Origin of the sequence: Leptolyngbya sp. FACHB-8, assembly GCF_014695575.1 — a bacterium.
Classification (GTDB): Bacteria; Cyanobacteriota; Cyanobacteriia; order Elainellales; family Elainellaceae; genus Vacuolonema.
In genome coordinates, this window is sequence record NZ_JACJOO010000026.1 from 13414 (window position 1) to 32960 (window position 19547).

General features: G+C 51.2%; 15 protein-coding genes. 7 read left to right on the forward strand and 8 right to left on the reverse strand.

All coding sequences use genetic code 11. The features are described 5' to 3' along the window. Window positions 1-24: 24 nt before the first annotated feature. A complete protein-coding gene (locus H6F91_RS27525) occupies window positions 25-609 on the reverse strand; it encodes a PLD nuclease N-terminal domain-containing protein (RefSeq protein WP_199307654.1) in 585 nt (194 codons plus the stop codon). Here H6F91_RS27525 and H6F91_RS05575 point away from each other — a divergent pair. Beyond that, on the forward strand, window positions 591-791 hold the full coding sequence (locus H6F91_RS05575) for a hypothetical protein (protein WP_190769945.1): 201 nt from the start codon (window positions 591-593) through the stop codon (window positions 789-791). The genes H6F91_RS27525 and H6F91_RS05575 overlap by 19 nt on opposite strands. A 52-nt stretch (window positions 792-843) precedes the next feature. After that, complete coding sequence (locus H6F91_RS05580) at window positions 844-1320, forward strand: hypothetical protein (RefSeq protein ID WP_190769946.1); 477 nt, start codon at window positions 844-846, stop codon at window positions 1318-1320. A gap of 125 nt (window positions 1321-1445) precedes the next feature. On the opposite strand, the gene H6F91_RS05585 is transcribed toward H6F91_RS05580, so the two are convergent. From H6F91_RS05585 to H6F91_RS05595, 3 genes are all read right to left on the reverse strand, one after another. Next, the gene (locus tag H6F91_RS05585; RefSeq protein WP_190769947.1) at window positions 1446-2792 is read right to left on the reverse strand and encodes an ArsB/NhaD family transporter; all 1347 of its coding nucleotides are present in this window, start codon (window positions 2790-2792) and stop codon (window positions 1446-1448) included. 368 nt (window positions 2793-3160) lie between these two features. Next, the gene (locus H6F91_RS05590; protein ID WP_190769948.1) at window positions 3161-4909 is read right to left on the reverse strand and encodes an ABC transporter ATP-binding protein; all 1749 of its coding nucleotides are present in this window, start codon (window positions 4907-4909) and stop codon (window positions 3161-3163) included. Between the two features lie 38 nt (window positions 4910-4947). Beyond that, entirely contained in the window at window positions 4948-5982 is a 1035-nt protein-coding gene (locus H6F91_RS05595; protein ID WP_190769949.1) for an ElyC/SanA/YdcF family protein, read from the reverse strand. A gap of 1445 nt (window positions 5983-7427) precedes the next feature. On the opposite strand from H6F91_RS05595, the gene H6F91_RS05600 reads away from it, so the two are divergent. Together H6F91_RS05600 and H6F91_RS05605 are read left to right on the forward strand one after the other, a co-directional pair. Beyond that, complete coding sequence (locus tag H6F91_RS05600; protein WP_190769950.1) at window positions 7428-7757, forward strand: hypothetical protein; 330 nt, start codon at window positions 7428-7430, stop codon at window positions 7755-7757. 168 nt (window positions 7758-7925) lie between these two features. After that, complete coding sequence (locus H6F91_RS05605; protein WP_190769951.1) at window positions 7926-8939, forward strand: hypothetical protein; 1014 nt, start codon at window positions 7926-7928, stop codon at window positions 8937-8939. 109 nt (window positions 8940-9048) lie between these two features. Here the strand turns inward: H6F91_RS05605 and H6F91_RS05610 are convergent, their stop codons facing one another. Further along, a complete protein-coding gene (locus H6F91_RS05610; RefSeq protein WP_190769952.1) occupies window positions 9049-9663 on the reverse strand; it encodes a response regulator in 615 nt (204 codons plus the stop codon). 175 nt (window positions 9664-9838) lie between these two features. Between H6F91_RS05610 and metH the strand changes: the two genes are divergently transcribed. Next, window positions 9839-13453: a methionine synthase gene (gene metH, locus H6F91_RS05615; protein ID WP_190769953.1), complete on the forward strand. Its 3615-nt coding sequence runs from the start codon at window positions 9839-9841 to the stop codon at window positions 13451-13453. Window positions 13454-13750: 297 nt separating this feature from the next. Here the strand turns inward: metH and H6F91_RS05620 are convergent, their stop codons facing one another. Beyond that, the gene (locus H6F91_RS05620) at window positions 13751-14008 is read right to left on the reverse strand and encodes a glutaredoxin family protein (protein WP_190789251.1); all 258 of its coding nucleotides are present in this window, start codon (window positions 14006-14008) and stop codon (window positions 13751-13753) included. A gap of 230 nt (window positions 14009-14238) precedes the next feature. On the opposite strand from H6F91_RS05620, the gene cysH reads away from it, so the two are divergent. Together cysH and H6F91_RS05630 are read left to right on the forward strand one after the other, a co-directional pair. Next, a complete protein-coding gene (gene cysH, locus H6F91_RS05625; protein WP_190769955.1) occupies window positions 14239-14973 on the forward strand; it encodes a phosphoadenosine phosphosulfate reductase in 735 nt (244 codons plus the stop codon). Window positions 14974-15272: 299 nt separating this feature from the next. After that, window positions 15273-15848, forward strand: coding sequence for a GNAT family N-acetyltransferase (locus tag H6F91_RS05630; protein WP_190769956.1), 576 nt, complete (start codon window positions 15273-15275; stop codon window positions 15846-15848). A gap of 95 nt (window positions 15849-15943) precedes the next feature. Here the strand turns inward: H6F91_RS05630 and H6F91_RS05635 are convergent, their stop codons facing one another. Both H6F91_RS05635 and H6F91_RS05640 read right to left on the reverse strand, forming a co-directional pair. Further along, window positions 15944-17116 carry an aminotransferase class V-fold PLP-dependent enzyme gene (locus H6F91_RS05635; protein ID WP_190769957.1) on the reverse strand — a complete coding sequence of 391 codons (1173 nt, stop codon included), beginning with the start codon at window positions 17114-17116 and terminating at the stop codon, window positions 15944-15946. Between the two features lie 526 nt (window positions 17117-17642). After that, a complete protein-coding gene (locus tag H6F91_RS05640) occupies window positions 17643-19034 on the reverse strand; it encodes a malic enzyme-like NAD(P)-binding protein (RefSeq protein ID WP_190769958.1) in 1392 nt (463 codons plus the stop codon). Window positions 19035-19547: the final 513 nt, after the last annotated feature.

The window sequence follows — 19547 nt, forward strand, 5'->3', positions numbered from 1 at the left end:
TTGGAGAATTGATAGAAGTATCGACTAACGTCCTAACTCCTTACGTCGCTGTGGTTTTCTCACCAAGAAGTAGATCAGCGCACCCAGAAAATTCGTAAATAGGATGATAATAACCCAAGCGATCTTGGTGTTGCCTTCTGGAGCTTCTTGGGTGGCACAATCTATTAGCATCCATATCCAGAATCCCAGAAGAATGCTAGGAATTAGTAATGCACTGGCGGTTCGTGCGAGGACATTATCTCCCCGTGGAGGTGCTACGGCAATCTGAACATCTGCTTGGTCTAGAATGTTCATGAGGTTGGGATCATTCGGGAGATCAACCATGGCTGTTTCACCCGTTTTCGTTACGGAGATTGCTTGAGTGCGATCGGCTGTGATGGTAACTTTCTCAACACTGTTCTGTTCAACGGCTTGAATGAACTGCTCGTAAGTCCAGGTATTCCTGTCTACGTTTTGGTTACAGGCCGCAGTTGTTAATAGAAAACTGAGAATGACAACCCAGATAAAGCTGTTTTTGAACCTTGTTCGTGTGTAATTCAGCGTTGTTTGTAACGGAGTGCAGCTTCTGAAATGGTGCTGGTTTTTAGGGAATGAACATTCAACTCTCATGGCCCTCCAAGACGTTGCTGGTTGTGTGCTTGATTGTTATTCTAATCAGCACAAATTGGGTCGTGCTAAATAACCGTCGCGTTGAGCATCTAACCTTGGCGACGGGAGATATGGAGGGAGAGAGCTATATTGTGGGGCAGGCGATCGCCCTACCTTCATTTCCACCGTTATTTCATTCCTGACTAACAATGGTGGCTTGCTGATCGCGGTAACGACATCCCGGCGGGGAGTCTGGTGGGGCTGTGGGAGTGGTGGCAGCGGCTGAAGCAGCGGGCGGATGAGCGGAAGGTAAGGGGCGATCGCTATATTGATGCGGCAATTAGAAGTATGGAAGTTCCGGTAGAAATGGAGTTGGGCGATCGCCAGAACCAAATCCGCACTCAGCAAAAAGTTCTGGAACAATTGCTAGTAGAAGCGGCTAATGCTCTAGCGCAGGATCAAATTTCTCAAGAATCCTTCCGTACGTTTAACGATGCGTATGAAACAGCTCGTGCAGTTTTACAACGATGTGTGGAAAACATTTCTGAAGACTTATGTGAACAATATATTCAACAGCTCATTGGTCTTCAGCAAGCTTCCGAAAGTGAATTGTATACCTTATTGCAAACAGTAGAAACGAGCTTGATTAAGAAAGAAATGACACAAACGTCCTTTCGCACCTTTATGGATGCGTATAAGGCAGCAACAGCAAAGAATGAAAAAAGTATGTAGCTTGTGTAACCTTACTAATCATGTTAAGGCAGGTGATTCTCACAAAATCTCTAAAAACCAGATTTTTCAGTATTGGGGCTTCGTCCCAATACCAAAAAATCTGATTCCGTAGTAAGGAATGTATATCATCCCTTGAAAACTATGAATCGCACTACTAAATAAATGCCGACCGTGAACAGTTGTAGCACCGTAACGGGCAAACCATAGCGCAGAAAGCCGCGGAAGCTGATGCGACGTCCATGTTGTTCCGAAATTCCGGCAGCCACAATGTTGGAAGATGCACCCACTAATGTCCCGTTGCCACCTAGAGTTGCGCCGTACATCATGGCATAGAACAGGGGTAGCACCTCTGGAGGAAACTGGCCTGTAAAGTCAGGACTGAGCACCTCGGCAGGAGCCAGTCCCACATTCACTACATACTCCTTCAGTAAGGGAACCATGGCAACAACGAGGGGAATATTGGGAATCAGACTGGAAATTAATCCAATCAGCACCATCAGAACGATCGCTCCCAATGCGATATTCTGGCCCAGAATAAACGCTAAGACCCTTGATGCATTGCTGATAACCCCCGTTTTTTCCAGAGCCCCAATCATTACAAAAGTGCTCATGAAAAAGATGAGGGTACTCCAATCTACATCCCGCAGGATGTTTTGTACGGAGTCAATTTTGGTGTGTTGTGTCAGAAGTAGGCAGAGTCCAGCTCCTGTTAACGCGACGGTAGCCGGCGAAACCGGGATCGGAAGGGCCTCTCCAATGACGAAGAAGATCAGCACAAAGGCGACGATAAGGCTACCGATCACTAGGGTGCGAGGATGATTAATTTGTGGGCGCGGTAGATGTTCGAGGTCATCCAACTGGCGATTCCAAATTTTGGGAAAGAGCCAGGGCAGAATGAGCGTGATGGTAAGGACGGCGATCACCCCCCCTAAACTCAACTTCATCAAGTAGTCGAGAAACCTGATATTGATGGCATCCCCCACAATAAACGTGGCCGGGTCACCCACCAGCGTCAACAAGCCAGCACTATTGGCAACAAAGACCATCAAAATCAGCAGGGGCACAAAGTTGACATTCAACTCTTCCGCCATAGGGGGAATGAGAGGAGCCAGCAGCATAACTGTTGTTGCGTTAGGCAATACCGCACAGATCGGTGTTGTAATGGCCACAATGCCCAGCAGTAGCCGCTTTCCCTGCCCCTTGGCCAGAATGATCATTTGGGTCGCCAGGTACTCAAATACCTTGGTAGGTTCAAACGCCCGCACCATCACCATCACCCCAAAAAACAAACCTAGAGTTGCATGGCTGCGGCCGATATAACTAATGGCTTCAGGCAGCGTGAGAATATTGAGCCCAATCAATAGCATCGCCCCCAAGTAGGCTGCGATGGTGAGATGAACCCATTCGCCAATAATGACGACTAAAACGCCGACGAAAATTACCAGGGAGGCGATCGCCTGCCAACTATCCATATCTATGCCCATCGAAGGTTAATACAAAAGCGATAGACAGCAGAACAATCAGCTACCGCAGTCAGATGAGCAGTACCCGTGACCCGAACAATGGACTCAAAAACTTATCCAACCTGTTCTATCTCAGTGCTGACGGAGTTAGCTGATGGGCTAGAGGTGAGAAATCCTTCTCCCTGCAAGGGCGAGCCCCAAGTATTGTTCCTCCATTCCAGGCTGAGCTATCCAAGCCTCAGCCTAGATTAAGCTGACCTACTCTTGAATTCCAAGAAATCTATCACCTTGCTTAAGGTTCGGCAAGGAAAAAATAGTTAGGGAGGCTTCCAAACGTGTACTGGTACGCAAAGCGCACAAATACACGTTTAGAGTTTTTACTGCAACACCTGCTCCAGCGTATGCTGCTCCCAGAGCACCTGATACAGCCCGCCCTGGGCTAACAACTCGTCGTGGGTGCCCTGTTGGACGATACGACCCTGGTCCATGACAAGGATGCGATCAGCGATCGCTGCTGCTGCCATCTGGTGCGTAATAAACAAGACCGTTTTGCGCTGAGTGCCTGTTTTGAGATTCTGCAGAATTTGCGTAGCGGTCTGGTTGTCCACACTGGAGAGGGCGTCGTCCAGGATCAGGATAGGGGCGTCAACCAACAGTGCGCGGGAAAGTGCAGTGCGCTGACGTTGGCCGCCGGAGAGGGTGATGCCCCGCTCGCCCACAATGGTCTTGTACTGCTGGGGGAAGTTGAGAATTTCAGGGTGAATTTGGGCTTGTTTCGCCGCTAATTCCACTTCGTCTTGCTCGGCGCGAGGGTCGCCGTAGCGCACGTTATTTTTGATGGTGGTGCTGAACAGGAAGCTTTCCTGGGGGACATAGGCGATCGCCGACCGCAGATCCCGCAAGCGAATTTGCGTAATGTCATAGCCATCCACAAAGAGCTGGCCGGGTGCCACATCCAACAGGCGCGGCAGGGCGTTCGCCAGGGTAGATTTGCCAGAACCAATGGGACCCACCAGGGCAACGGTCTCTCCTGGCTTCAGAGTGAACTCCACATCCTGGAGAGCGGGAGTGCGGGAGTCGGGGTAACTGAAGGTGAGGTGATGAGCACTGACCCAACCCCTTACATCTTGAGGATTTAGCCGCACAGCATTAGGGGCATCCTGAACCTTGGGTTCCTCTTGCAGAATGAATTCCACCCGGTCGATACTCACTTCCCCTCGCTGGTAAGCCGTGATGGTAAAGCCTAACAGGGCCGTTGGGAAAACGAGCCGCTCTACATAGAGCAGCAGGGCGATAAAATCTCCAACGCTGAGGCGACCATCGGCGATCGCCCCCGACCCAAACCACAGCACCACCAGCAGGCTCACACTGGCCATTCCACCCAATAGGGGAAATAGGGTTGTACGGGTACGGGCCAGGGTCAGGTTGCCTTCCAACAAGCTCTGGTTGCGTTCCCGAAATGCCTCCCGCTCGTTTTCCTCCTGAGCGTAGATTTTAATCAGGGCCATGCCACTGATGTCTTCCTGAATCAGGTCGCTGAGATTAGAGGTGCGTTGTTGCACATCAAGCTGCTGTTGGCGCAGGCGATCGCTAAATAAATGCACCAGGAAAAACATCGCCGGATAGATCGCCAGAGAAGCCAGGGTGAGCTGCACACTAATGGAGAGCATCACGGGTAGGGTAAAGGCATAGGCGAAGATCGTGTTGACCAGGCTTAATACCGCAAACCCCAGCAGACGGCGCACGTTGTCTACATCACTGGTAGCCCGACTGATTAAATCCCCGGGAGTGTTGGTGACAAAGTAGGCCGGTTCCATAGTCAGCAGGTGGTTAAAGATGCGCTGCTTCAAATCAAACTCCACCTGTCGCCCCACCCCAAACAGGGAAATACGCGACACCATCCGCACAACCCACATGCCAGACGCCAGGGCCATGATGATCAGGGAGTAGCGCACCACATCCCCATAGCTAAAGTTGGCTTGTAGCTTGTCCACCCCATTCCGCAGCACCAGGGGGATGCTAATCCCCAGAAGATTTACCACCAGGAGTGATAGAACACCTGTGAGTGCCGCTTTCCAGTGAGGTCGTAGATACGAACCCAGAATGGGTAGTTTTGAACGGGCCATGAATCAGTCCCTATGAAACAGCCTATGCTCCATCTTGCTTAAAAAGAGCCCGGATCGACTACCCAGCCCCGCAGGAAATAATAAACAGAAGTCAGATATTCATCTACTACCCGAGTGGTGAGAGCCAGTGCATCTACGTTAGGAATTAGGTCTAACGGGCTAGCCATGAGGCGGCCGCTTTCCAATTGAAAGGCAAACTGATCCGTAGGTTCGGGTAAAACATCGACATCAAGGCGGGCAAAGGTAGAAGTCGCACGGCTAATGCTCAGTGCGGGAGCAATCAATATAATCCCATCTGTACCTGGCTGAAAACCACGAGCTACCAGAGCCTCCCGCACACTGACAATGGTGGTGTAGAGGTCGTACCCTTCGGTTTCGATCAGAATGCGATTGTTAGGTACCCCTGCCCCTTCCAACAAATTACCAATGGTCTGTACGGCCTGACCCGTTTCCTCATCCGAACGATCTTGAAGTTGTGGCCCCGCTCCGACAACCACCAGCGGGTCATTCCCCTGGGTGGCCTGAGTAGCATAGAGACGGCCCGCATAGGCTAACCGTGAGGCTAGAGAATTGTTGAATCCCTCTTCAACATTGCTGACCTGTACCCGGCTACGGAAAGACGGATCTAAGAGGCCAGTCGGATCCCCAAGAACAACAATGGCTCGAACATTAGCTACCTGGTTTGCATTAGCGCGTAATGCTTCGGTATCCACAATGGAACGCTCTGCCTGCCCCGCCAACCAGTAAGCCACAATCGGCATGCTGGTAAGAATTAACATCAGCAAGGCTGCGACGACGAGATTGGCTGCAATTTTCTTGGTTCCTTCCTTAAGCGACATTAAGAGCAGAAAGATGACCAAGCCCAGGGGCTTAAAGAATATGGAGGAGATCATCCCCCAAACCATGGCGACTGTTCCACTCGCGGGAGACAGGAATGCCAATACGACAAAGGTAAAGACAATTAACCCGCCCAGCCAGGTCAGGTAAGCCCGGGGAATAAATTGGATAAAGACGTACCAAACTATCGCTGCGATTAGCAACCAGAGCAGGATTCGGGTTAGCAGTTCAAACATTACGGCAGCTTCCGCAGGATTGGCTCAACAGACACCCACTATTTTGGCAAGACACGGGTACAACGTTGCAGAAATCTATGCGTCTCCTGGGTATGGGGCGGGATGATGGGTGTTGCTGAATGGAGCGATGAAGTGAGAGGTCATGAGTGCCCTATGCCGCAGCGGGGAAAGGAACTTACTTGTAACTGTTTGTGAAAATGAAATGTGTCGCTCTGTCAGGGGATATGAAGTTTCCTGATCGGGGCTTTTCCCTTAAAGGGATGGGTGTTAGTTTAAATGCAAGGCACAAGACAAGTTTTGAAAACAACCCCCGGAATCATGCCTGTGCCTCCTGCTTTGATTCCAGCGTGACGGTAGGTTAACAAATACATCATTCAATAATAGGAGTGATTCAGTTTTCTTGATTGCTGTTATCAACATCCTCAGATGACAGGGCAAGAGCTCGATCCTCATATCTCACCGTCTCCTTAAGAGATGGATGTATTGCTAGCTGAACCCGTTGCGATTTTGTAAACCCCTAGTTGATTTACCCTATCTAAACGACTGCTAACGGCAACATAACTCCATCGTTGCTAAAGCTGATACCGTTCAGTAAAGCCTAATCCCGGGAGCCTGGTGTAACAACCAGGCTTCTTGTGGTATTGGCGTGACTGTTACCTCAGAGGTCAATTCCCCAATTTCCATAGTAGGCGACACGCTCTTTACCCCTCGCTATGGAAGTTGGGGTTTTATATTGCAAGCCTCGATACAGGACAAAACTTTCAAACCCAATTTTTTCCCTTGTGGGAGCTTTGTTTCCACAAGGAAAAAAATTGGGTTTGAGAGGTAGTTTGATTTTTTGTTCCGTTTCAAATGAGCTATCAAAAAGCTTTTGAGACATAAGCTTACTCACATCTTGCAGCTTTCTAAAACCAAACCCCAGAAGCCCTATTTTTCATGCATGTAAAGCATATGAAAAATAGGGCTTCTGGGGTTTGGTTCACAATCCAAGCTTACTTTTCTGAACTTTCCTGAACTCATGATCTTACCTGAATCCATACTTTCCTGTAAGGACAGCTCAAATATTTTCCCGTATCGTTAGAAATATCAGAAATTGCTCAATGAAAGGCATTGTTTTGAATAGCTAAATTCCTAAACTTTCCCGTACACGTGAGCGATTGTTTCTCTGTCAAGTGCTGAATTAGCTCCGCAAGTTCAGTCTAATTTCTTATGAGAACTGTGTTTTTGAGTAATCGTTATTGTTGTTAAGTGATCAAGACCTATTTTCTTCTGTGCTGAGCTTATAGAAAGTAACGTCTTAAGTTTTGAATTTTTAGTTCAATTTCTATTATCTGTAGGAGATTAGTTTAATGAGGCGATCGCCATTACTCTACTCAGTTGTCATTCTTCTAAATGTTGGGACTTGGTTTTCACCTTGGGCATTGAAATGGCCCGCAACTCAAGCAATGCCTGTAACGGCTACGAAGGATATTGCCATTGATGAAAGCGGGTATGTCCGGGATTACGGCACCATCATGGGTCAAATTGATAGCAGTGGCTATGTACGAGATGCCTACGGTAGTATCGTTGGGCGCATTGACTCCGTTGGTTATGTTCGCAGTGCCGATGATGCCATTATTGGGCAGCTCGATAGTAGTGGCTATATTCGCAATAGCGATGGCAGTATTGTGGCTCAAATTGATAGTAGTGGTTATCTCCGTGATGGGAGTGGTAATCGGGTCACCAGTAACCCTGTTAGCCCAAATCTAGCTCTGTTTCTAACCTTTTTTCAATAAGGAATTTATAGCTATTGGGATTGCTTAAGTATCTCAAAAATTACGTCGGTCTCTGTTATAGCTTCCCCTAATAAATCCCTCCTATTCCTATTTAAATAGCTCCTTCTGAGCTGTTTTGCCTCGTTTATCTACATCCCTTTGTACTTCAACCTGTAAGGATTCATTATCATGACCTCTGAACTGTATCCCTCCAAGCCTCAGCCATCCAAATCCAAATCCATTTTTCGCCGGGTTGTGGAGTTAGGATTAGTCGTCTTATTTGGCAACATGGCCTTCAATAGTTACCTCAGCTATTCGCGTTTTAATAAAGCAGAGGTTGCTTTTCAGGCACAGGACTGTGCAGCGGCTATTCCCTATCTAGATCGTGTCATTGAGGCAGGTGGTTTTCTGAATCCCGTTAACCCTGCCATTGCCATGAAAGATGAGTGCAATCTGCTGACCCAAGTGATCGCAGCTCAGGCCGGCAGCGACGCCCCTGCTAGTTTAGTGGTGACTCATGATTACCTCACGGCCTACCCCAACAGCATCCATGTCGATGTAATTCGCCAACACAGCGTTGAAAAGGTGGAGGCGATTAAACCAGACGCCTTGGCTACAACGGGGGTGTGCGATCGCCTGAACGGCCTGCGTGCCCACCAATTAGTGCCCCAATCTCCTGATATGACCCCTGCCTTAGGCTATGCCTGTGGGGAACACTACCTGTCTAAGCAAGAGTATGGGAAAGCGATCGCCAGCTACCAACTGGTGGAACAGAACTACCCCAAACATGAGTTGTTGCCGCAGATTGAGGCTGGTTTGGCAAAAGCTATGGTGGCCCAGGCTGAGGCGGCAGGAGCGGGTAACATTCCTCAACCCGGTCGCAGTGGTCGTGCGCCTGCTGGCAGCACTGTCGTTGTCATCCAAAACGATTCCCCTGAGCCGATGAAAATCGTGTTCTCTGGGCCAGAAGGCCGGATTGAAACCCTGGAAGCCTGTACGAATTGTCAGGCTTTTCTGGAGGCGTCAATCCCTGACGGTTGCCCAAAACTTGGGCCGGTAGGAGTTTATACCCTCAAACCGGGGGATTACAGCGTGGTGATCTCATCTTCCAGTGATACCTCCATCACCCCCTTCACAGGTAGCTGGAGTTTGCGTAACCGGACGGAGTACAGCAGTTGTTTCTACACTGTGCAACAGTCTTAGCATCAGGGGAGTGGGGAGCGGCGCTCTCTCCCTGCCAAACCCAAACATCCGATTTTGCAGTCACAACGTGGCTGCAAAATCGGATGTTTGGGTGCAAAACTTGCTCAGGCTATTTCACTTTTTGGCGGATGTAGCTAACCACCTGCATCATTTGCTTTCTAAGAGATTCCATCTCTTGCTGAAGTTTGACGTTTTGGATGCGGAGTTGTTGGACTTCGGCTTTGAGGGAACGCAACTCATCCTTTCCGGCGGGTGTGGGTTCTGTGGATGGGGAGGCGATCGCCTCAATCACCACTGCCTCCACTTTTTGAGGGGCCAAGGGAGCCAGGGTTTTCATATCCTGCCGCTCCTTCGCCTTCACCGTAGCGGCTTTGATAGCGCGGAACAAATGGGCGGGTTCAAAAGGTTTACCGACGAACTCAAAGTAGTTGAAGAGTTCGGGGGCGGTTTTCTCCACGTCTTCCCGCCGCCCCGACATCATCACCACCGGAATGGCTTTCAGCTTGGGATCGGCCTGAATATGCTGCACGACTTCCCAGCCATTCATCCGGGGCATGAAAAAATCTAACAGAACGAGACTGGGCATTTCGCGGCTGATCACATCCAGCCCTTCGACCCCGTCCCGCGCTTCCAATATCTCAAAATTGCCCTTGGGGAGAAGATCGCGCACTTGCATCCGGATCGTCTTACTATCATCAACAATGAGAATTTTTTGGCCGGTCATACAGCAATCCCCCAGACTTGGGAGCGTTGGAGCGAAGGCTTGGACAACCTCATTCTAGAAGCAATTGGACAAATCTCAGGGAATTTCTGGGTAGGAAACATCCTCTAGAATAATGAGCGGTTGGTAATGTAGATGTATCGCCTGCTGCTGTCTGCTCCTTCACTCAGAAATCCATATGGAAAGCTTGTTTCTTAAGCGCCTTTACAGTCCCGATCGCCCGGTTATCGTGTTTGACGGCGGGATGGGCACAAATCTGCAAACCCAAAACCTGACGGCAGAGGACTTTGGGGGGCCAGAGTACGAAGGCTGCAATGAGTACCTGGTGATGACCAAACCCCAGGCGGTGGCGAATGTTCACCGGGGGTTCCTGGAGGCTGGGGCCGATGTAATTGAGACGGATACCTTTGGGGCCACCTCTATCGTTTTGGCAGAATATGGCCTGGAAGGCCATACCTATGAAATGAATAAACTGGCGGCGGAGTTGGCGAAGCGCTGCACTGCTGAGTTTTCCACGCCCGAAAAACCTCGCTTTGCGGCAGGTTCTATTGGCCCGACGACGAAGTTGCCCACCCTGGGCCATATCGACTTTGACACCATGAAGGCCTCCTTCGCAGAGCAGGTGGAGGGGTTGTATGACGGTGGCGTCGATCTGCTGATTGTGGAAACCTGTCAGGACGTACTGCAAATTAAGGCGGCGTTGAACGGTATTGAAGAGGTGTTCGCGAAGAAGGGCGATCGCCTTCCCCTGATGGTTTCCGTCACCATGGAAATTCAGGGCACCATGCTGGTCGGCTCCGATGTCTCGGCCATGCTGTCGATTCTGGAACCCTACCCCATCGACATCTTGGGTCTGAACTGCGCCACGGGTCCCGACCGGATGGCCGATCACATTCGTTACCTCTCCCAAAATTCTCCCTTCGTCATTTCCTGTATCCCCAATGCTGGGATTCCTGAGAACGTCGGGGGGCACGCCCACTACAAGCTGACACCCATGGAGCTGCGGATGGCTCTCCATCACTTCGTGGAAGATCTGGGGGTGCAGGTAATTGGCGGTTGCTGCGGTACCCGCTTCGACCATATCCAGCAGTTGGCGGAGGCTTCTACTCAACTGAAGCCCAAGGAGCGGCCTGTCCGTGTGCCCCGATGGGAGCTGAACGGCCAGGCTGACCCCCATGATCCCCGTCCAGCCCTGAGCTATGTGCCCTCAGCGGCCTCTATCTACTCGGCACAACCCTATGAGCAAGACAACTCCTTCCTGATTATTGGTGAACGGCTAAATGCCAGTGGTTCTAAGAAGGTGCGGGAATTGCTGAATGCTGAGGACTGGGATGGATTGGTTTCGGTAGCGCGATCGCAAGTCAAAGAAGGGGCTCACATCCTCGACGTCAACGTGGACTATGTGGGCCGCGACGGCGAGAAGGACATGAAGGAACTAGTGTCCCGCCTCGTTACCAATGCCACCCTGCCGCTGATGCTCGACTCCACCGAGTGGCAAAAGATGGAAGCGGGCCTTAAGGTAGCGGGCGGCAAGTGCATCCTCAACTCCACCAACTACGAGGATGGTGACGAGCGTTTCTTTAAGGTGCTGGAACTGGCGAAGGAATACGGTGCCGGGATCGTCGTTGGTACCATCGATGAGGATGGGATGGCTCGGACGGCGGAGAGAAAGTTTGCGATCGCTCAACGGGCCTACCGCGACGCTCTCGAATTCGGCATCCCCCCCCACGAAATTTTCTACGACCCCCTCGCCCTCCCCATCTCCACCGGGATTGAGGAGGATCGGGCCAACGGTAAGGCGACTATTGAATCGATTCGGATGATCCGCGAGAACCTGCCGGGGGTCCACATCATCCTGGGGGTTTCCAATATCTCCTTTGGTCTGAGCCCAGCGGCGCGGATTGTGCTGAACTCCATGTTCCTGCATGAAGCGACGGCAGTGGGTATGGATGGGGCGATCGTCAGTGCGGCCAAGATTCTGCCCCTGGCGAAAATTGACCCGGCCCATCAAGAAGTGTGCCGCAAGCTGATCTATGACCTGCGGGAGTTTGATGGCGATGTCTGCACCTATGACCCCCTGGGTGAACTGACCCATCTATTTGAAGGGGTTTCGGCCAAGGAAACCCGCCAGAAGGATTCCCTGGATACCTTGCCGATTGAGGAACGGCTGAAGCGCCACATTATTGATGGGGAGCGAATCGGGTTGGAAGCGGCATTGGCGATCGCCCTCGAATCCTACAAACCCCTCGACATCATCAACACCTTTCTGCTGGACGGTATGAAGGTGGTAGGTGACCTGTTCGGCTCCGGCCAGATGCAACTTCCCTTCGTATTGCAATCTGCTGAAACCATGAAGGCAGCCGTGGCTTACCTGGAGCCCTTTATGGACAAGGAGGATTCCAACAGCACCAAGGGCACCTTCCTGATCGCGACGGTAAAGGGCGATGTGCATGACATCGGCAAAAACCTGGTGGACATCATTCTGACCAATAACGGCTACAGGGTGATCAACCTGGGCATTAAACAGCCCGTGGACAACATCATTGATGCCTACAACGAGCACAAAGCCGACTGTATCGCCATGAGCGGCCTGCTGGTAAAATCCACCGCCTTCATGAAGGAAAACCTGGCCGTGTTCAACGAGCGGGGCATCACCGTTCCCGTCATCCTGGGTGGCGCGGCTCTAACGCCAAAATTTGTCTACGAGGACTGCCAGAATACCTACAAAGGCCGGGTGATTTACGGCAAAGATGCTTTCTCCGACCTGAACTTCATGGACAAGCTGATGCCTGCCAAAACCGCAGGTAACTGGGATGACTTGAAGGGCTTTTTAGACGAAGAGCCCCAGGCGAATGGCAAGGTAATGGATACCGCTGAAGTGGAAAAGGCTGCTTCTAAGGAGCCAGCCGAACCCGTTGTGATCGACACTCGCCGTTCAGAAGCGGTTGCCCTCGATATTGCTCGACCCACCCCCCCCTTCTGGGGCACCAAAATCCTCAATCCCGAAGACATTCCCATGGAGGAATTGTTCTGGCATCTGGATCTACAAGCACTCGTCGCGGGCCAGTGGCAGTTCCGCAAGCCAAAGGAGCAATCCCGCGAAGAGTATGACGCATTCCTGGCGGAGAAGGTCTATCCTGTGCTGGAGGAATGGAAACAACGGGTTGTGGCGGAGAACCTGCTGCATCCCCAGGTGGTTTATGGCTACTTCCCCTGTCTCGCTGAAGGAAATTCTTTACACATTTACGATCCCGACGGGGTAGGGACGTTAAATGCAACGTCCTTACCTAGCCCGGTAGCGATGTTTGAATTTCCTCGGCAGCGATCGCTCCGCCGCCTTTGTATCGCCGACTTCTTTGCAGAAAAAGAAGGAGCCACCCGTTTCGACGTTTTCCCCATGCAAGCGGTCACCGTGGGCGAGATTGCCACAGAGTACGCCCAAAAACTCTTTGGGGCTAACCAGTACACCGACTATCTCTACTTCCACGGCCTTGCGGTGCAGATGGCCGAAGCCTTAGCGGAATGGACACACGCGCGTATCCGCCGCGAACTGGGTTTTGGAGATCAAGACCCCGAAAACATTCGCGATATCCTGGCTCAGCGCTACCAGGGATCGCGCTATAGCTTCGGCTACCCCGCCTGCCCCAATATCCAGGATCAGTATGTGCAGTTGGATTTATTGGGGGGCGATCGCATTGGCCTTCACATGGACGAAAGCGAGCAGCTTTACCCCGAGCAATCAACAACGGCAATCATCGCTTACCACCCCGTAGCGAAGTACTTCAGTGCCTAAAATCCAGCTCTAAACGCAGGTTAAACGAACCGGCCTAAATCTGGTCTAAGCCCCACAGATGCGAAGCGGCCTAACACATCCTACAGGGAGCACCTTGGCCGAGAAGCCCTGTGGGATAGGCGGCCGTTCCCCAGATGGGAGGTTTCTAGGGCGACACGCCTCCAATCCAGGTCTTTGCAACCCATCTACAAAATCAAAAGACCTCCTGTGTGAAACATTGTGTGGGTAGCTGCGCAATGTTTCACACAAGAGGTCTTTGAGTCGTAACCGAGTGATCGATTAGACGAGCACAATCGATCACTCGTTCTCATACTGCTGTAGCATTTTCTCCACCTGAGCCACCGAAGCCCTCGGAGAAAGGCGCGGAAGTTGTGTGGGATTCACCCCACCCCGGAACAAGACAGGGATTTCGAACTGGTAAGCGTCATACCACACCTCGTTGGTGGTGATATCGCGAACCTCCAGTTCGATAGGGATACTTTGAACCTGCTCCAGTTTTTCCTGAAGCCCCTTGCACAGATGACATCCGGGCTTGCTGTAAAGGATTAACTTCATAATTTCTACGCGTTAATTCAGGCGGTAGTGGGGGACGATGAGCGCTTTACTACTACCAACTGGATCAAAGCACACCAAGCGATCGGTTTTTTACTCTTTTTGAGAACTCCCTTTAGTAAAGGGTTCTAGCGATTTAGGTAAGGATTCAATCAAGAAATCTCGTATCCCGATAGGAATATGTGCCTTTTCACGATATTATTGATTTACCGAAACGAAGAAATTCTAAAGATATGGTCATCTCTCAATCTGCCACCCGTGTTCAGGATTTGAACCTGACTGTACTCAACGAGAAATTTGAGACAGCCCATCCCCAAGAAATTCTGGCTTGGGCTCTGGAAAATCTTCCCACCCAAATCGTACAGGCAAGTGCTTTCAATGTAGATGACATCGTCATCTCACACATTCTCTACAAGCAGTTGGCTCCCAGCAAGCCTGTGCCCGTTATCTTCCTGGATACCCTCTATCACTTCTCCCAAACCCTGGAAACTGTTGCCAAGGTAAAAGAAGCCTACAATCTAGATCTCCGGGTTTACAAAATGCCCGAGCTGAACAACCGAGAAGAATTCGAAGCCAAGTATGGCCCCGCCCTGTGGGAAAGCGATGTACGCGAATTCCACCGGATTACCAAAATTGAACCCCTGTTCCGTGGTTTGAGCGAACTGCAAGCTGGCGCTTGGATTACTGGCCGTCGCCGCGATCAGGCTCTAACCCGCACCCGCCTGGAGATCTTTGAATTCGACAACGATCAGCGCCTGAAGATCAACCCCATCGCGACCTGGACTCGTAAGGAAACCTGGGCTTACGTTCAGGAGCACGGTGTAATCTACAACCCTCTGCACGACCAGGGTTACCCCAGCATTGGTGATGAGCCTTTGACCACCCCTGTTGCAGAAGGCGAAGACGAGCGTGCTGGACGCTGGCGCGGTATGGACAAAACTGAGTGTGGCATTCACATGGAAGACTAAAGGCAGAGGGCAGAAGGGACGTAAGCCGTTTTGCTCTGGGCGATCGCCCAACCCCTTAAATCATCCATAGGATTTTTTCGGTCAACCTGTCTCTGGCACTAAGCTGGGGGCAGGTTGTTTATGTGGATTAAAAGAATCGTGCTGTTGATATAAGACCCGCCCGACCTGCGAGGTACGAGAGATGGGTGTAGCGAAGTCCCATACATCTCTCGTACCTCACAGGTTGGAAAATGCTGTAAAACCATTGGGTTTATATCAATGGCACGGTTCTTTTAGAACTTAAATGAGGGGGCTTGATTATGAATGGTGGTGGAATCGAGATTGTGGATTTGCTCCCAACCCAGAGTGCTTACCTGCGGCAAACGGCGCAACTTTTGGTGGAAGAATTTCGGGAGATGGCTCCAGATGCCTGGCCGACTTTTGAAGATGGCCTACAGGAGGTGCAGGACTCGCTCTACCCCGATCGCATCAGCCGCATTGCTTTGGAGAGCGGTGCCGTAGTCGGCTGGATTGGCTCGGCACCGCAATATAACGGTCATACGTGGGAGTTGCATCCTCTGGTCGTCGCAAAATCGCATCAACGGCAGGGGGTAGGACGGCGGTTAGTCCAGGATTTAGAGATTCTAGTTCAGCAGCGGGGAGGGCGTAACCTTTATGTTGGTACTGATGATGAGGCAGGGTTTACGTCGTTAGCCGGAATTGATTTGTATCCAGACCCTTTGAATCATTTGGCATCGATTCAAAATGTGAAGGGGCATCCCTTCGAGTTTTACCAGAAGATGGGGTTTGCAATTGTGGGAGTGATTCCCGACGCCAATGGTTTTGGCAAGCCCGATATTTTTATGGCAAAGCGTATTGGGACAGAGGGTGGTTGAGGGCGATCGCACTCCCACACAACATTTACAAAATGGCTAAAACAGAGCTGCGAGACATTAGCGTCTCGCAGCTCTGTTTTAGCCATTGCATCTCATCAAGACACTTTCCGTTGATCAACTCCACGCAACGCGTTGATCGTTTGTGTAACAAGGGTGCCCGCTTGGACAATATGCTCAGGGGTAGTGAAGCGGCCCAGCCCGAAACGTAGAGATGCGTAGGCGAGATCATGACTCCGTCCGATCGCACTAAGCACATGGGACGGTTTGCTTTTCGCAGAGCTACAGGCGGATCCAGCAGAAACCGCCATGTAAGGCTGAAGACCCAGGAGAAGCGCTTTGCCATCTACGCCAGCAACACTGATGTTGAGGTTGCCCGGAAGCCGTTGAGTGAGGTGCCCGTTCAGATAAATCCCGCCGCATTCTTGAATATGTTGGAGAAGGAGGTTGCGCAATCCCACCAACCGCGCAAACTCGGTTTCCCGCTCGGCTAACCCCAGTTCCACAGCTTTGGCAAGACCAACAATCTGCGGTACATAGAGCGTACCCGATCGCATCCCTCGCTCATGACCGCCACCGTGGAGCTGAGCTGCCACCTGTACACGGGGATCGCGCCGCCGCACATAGAGTGCGCCAATGCCTTTAGGACCATAGATTTTGTGGGCCGTCAGGGACATCAGGTCGATGTTCATAGCCTGGACATCGAGGGGAACTTTGCCGATCGCCTGAGCCGCATCCGTATGGAACAGCACTCCGTGGTGGCGACAAATTTCGCCAATGGCAGCCAACGGTTGCAACACGCCAATCTCGTTATTGGCTGCCATGACCGAAACCAGAATGGTATCCGCTCGAATCGCATTTTCCAGGCTTGCCAGATCCAGTAAGCCATCACTCTGAACCGGCATTCGGGTGATTTCAAACCCCAGGGTTTCTAGATACTTGCAGGTATCCAGCACGGCATCATGTTCGGTGGCGACGGTGATGATATGTCGTCCCTTATCCAGATAAGATTCCGCAACGCCTTTGATAGCCAGGTTGTTAGATTCTGTTGCGCCGCTGGTGAAGATGATTTCCTCAGGTTCAGCGTGAAGGGCCTCGGCCAGTAGCTCACGGCTTTGTTTAACGGCGGCTTCCGCTTCCCATCCGTACATATGAGTTTTGCTGGCGGCGTTCCCAAAATGCTCGCGGAAGAAGGGAATCATGGCATCCAGTACGCGATCATCCACGGGTGTTGTGGAGTTGTAATCAAGATAGATGGGTCGATTAGACATAACTCTAAACTCAAGTTTTGCTGCGATTTTAGTCAGCCTGGTTCAAAAGCGCTAATGTTTGACCAAGGCAAAATACTTTCTTTGTCGTTGAGAAAATTCGTTGTTTCAGCTTGACGCGAGTGAAACAGCGAACTGAAAGGCTCTCTAGCCTTCCTTAGACTTTTTTTTGATATGTAGATTTTATGAAGTAACCGTAGTTTTACGTGTTTTCAGGGAGAAATGCGTCTCAGAAGCAAACGCATCGATCCAATCGACGAAATCGGTGCTGTTCCAGACGTGTGGTTGATGGCTATGAAAGGGGGCGCTCAGCACCTTTCTTACAATAACCAACTACGCATTTGAAGCACGACCGCCAAATAGCGCATCCTCTACGAATTGCCTGACCCCATTGATACTCCGTCACGTTTATCAGAGGATGGTGGGCTTCCAGTGTCTTTAAAAACACTGGAAGCCTGGCTTTTTCACCGTCAGGTATTTTGCTGCATGCGGAACCTCCGCTGTCGGCAGTAACACTAAAGGCCTGAGTCTAACTCTCAGCAACACCATCCTGGCGGGCCGCAAATTGAACCGCAGAGGAAACAGCGGTGACAACGCGAGTATCAAACACCGAAGGAATGATGTGTTCGCGGTCGAGCTCCGTTGATTTAATCAGGGAGGCGATCGCATTGGCCGCTTCCAGGTACATGCTGGTGGTCATTGTGGCCGCACGGCAGTCGAGGGCTCCTCGGAAAACCCCAGGGAAGGCCAGTACGTTGTTGATCTGGTTGGGATAGTCGCTGCGGCCCGTCGCCATCACCGCGACATCATCCGTCACCAGTTCCGGCTGAATTTCGGGGATTGGGTTGGCCATGGCAAAGACAATGGGGTTTCCTTCCATGGAGCGCACCATCTCGGGTGTGACTACACCGGGAGCACTCACACCCAGAAACACATCTGCACCTTCCATGGCATGAGCCAGATTGCCATTGTCATCCACCGCAAACTCTTTCTTCTCGGCAGTCAGGTTCTCCCGAGCGTTGCTCAGAATACCTTTGGAATCACACATGAGGATGTTGTTGGCTCCAGCCTTACGGAGGAGGCGGGCGATCGCTACTCCAGCAGCACCCGCACCGTTAATCACAATTTTGACGTCAGACATGGACTTTTTCACCAGTCGCAGTGCATTAAACAGAGCGGCGAGGGTAACAATGGCAGTGCCATGTTGGTCGTCATGGAAGATGGGAATGTTCAGTTCTTGCTGCAGCCGTCGCTCAATATCGAAGCACCGGGGCGCACCAATATCTTCCAGGTTCACGCCACCAAAGATGGGAGCCACGTTCTTGACAGTTTCGACAATGGCGTCGGGATCTTGGGTTGCCAAACAGAGAGGAAATGCATCGATTCCGGCGAATTCCCGGAATAGCATAGCTTTTCCTTCCATCACCGGCAGGGCTGCTTCTGGCCCCAGGTTACCTAACCCCAGCACGGCACTACCATCCGTCACGATGGCAACGGAGTTACTTTTCATGGTTAGACGATGAACCTGGGTGGGATCTTCGGCGATCGCCTTACAAATGCGCCCCACTCCTGGGGTATAGGCCATGGCCAGGTCGTCTTGATGGCGCAGGGGAATTTTAGATTCCACACGGATTTTGCCACCCCGATGCAGATCGAAAGTGCGATCGGAGACGCTGAGCACCTTCACATTGGGCACGTCCTTGATGACCGCCACAATAGCCTCAGCCTGGTCTGTGCTGGCGGCATCTACAACAATATCGCGCACCAGGGTTTTGCGGTTTTGCTCAACCAGGTCAATCTGGCCGATATTTCCTCCGGCCATACCAATGGCCTGGGTCAGGCTGCCTAGCGTTCCCACCTGATTTGAAAGCTGCACTCGGACGGTCACACTATAGCTAGGATTCGGCGTCAGACTCACCATACATTGCACTCAACTTACTGTGGCGATAGAAAACGTGGACTTCGATTTTACCGTTCATCGGGTTCCTCTAGTCCTGAACTGGCTTGAGGGGCGCTCTGTTCACAACGTCTCAATACCAACATCCTCCCAGACTAAGGGAGCAGGAAGGATAGGACTGTCTTAGTTCACACCATTCTGTCGATGGATTCTAGAGGTCTGTCAATGTTTAAGTGTGGGGTAGCCTTACACTTAAACATTAAATTTAACCTGAGTTCGGGTTAAGGGCGTTTTCGAGTGCCGCGCGACGCGCGGCACTCGAAAACGCTCATTTTGGCGTGCGCTTTGCGCACGCCAAAATGAGCACTTCAGCTTATCCCGAACTGAGGTTAAATTTAAGGAATTTTTTAGGGGTTATAGGCCCCAGCCCTTTCAAGGTGCTTTTTTATCTTTTTTAGATTTCGATTCACTCAGCAATCGAGCAGTGGAGACATGAGGTTTGTCTTTTTGCCGTTCGGGTTTTGGAACTTTCTTTTT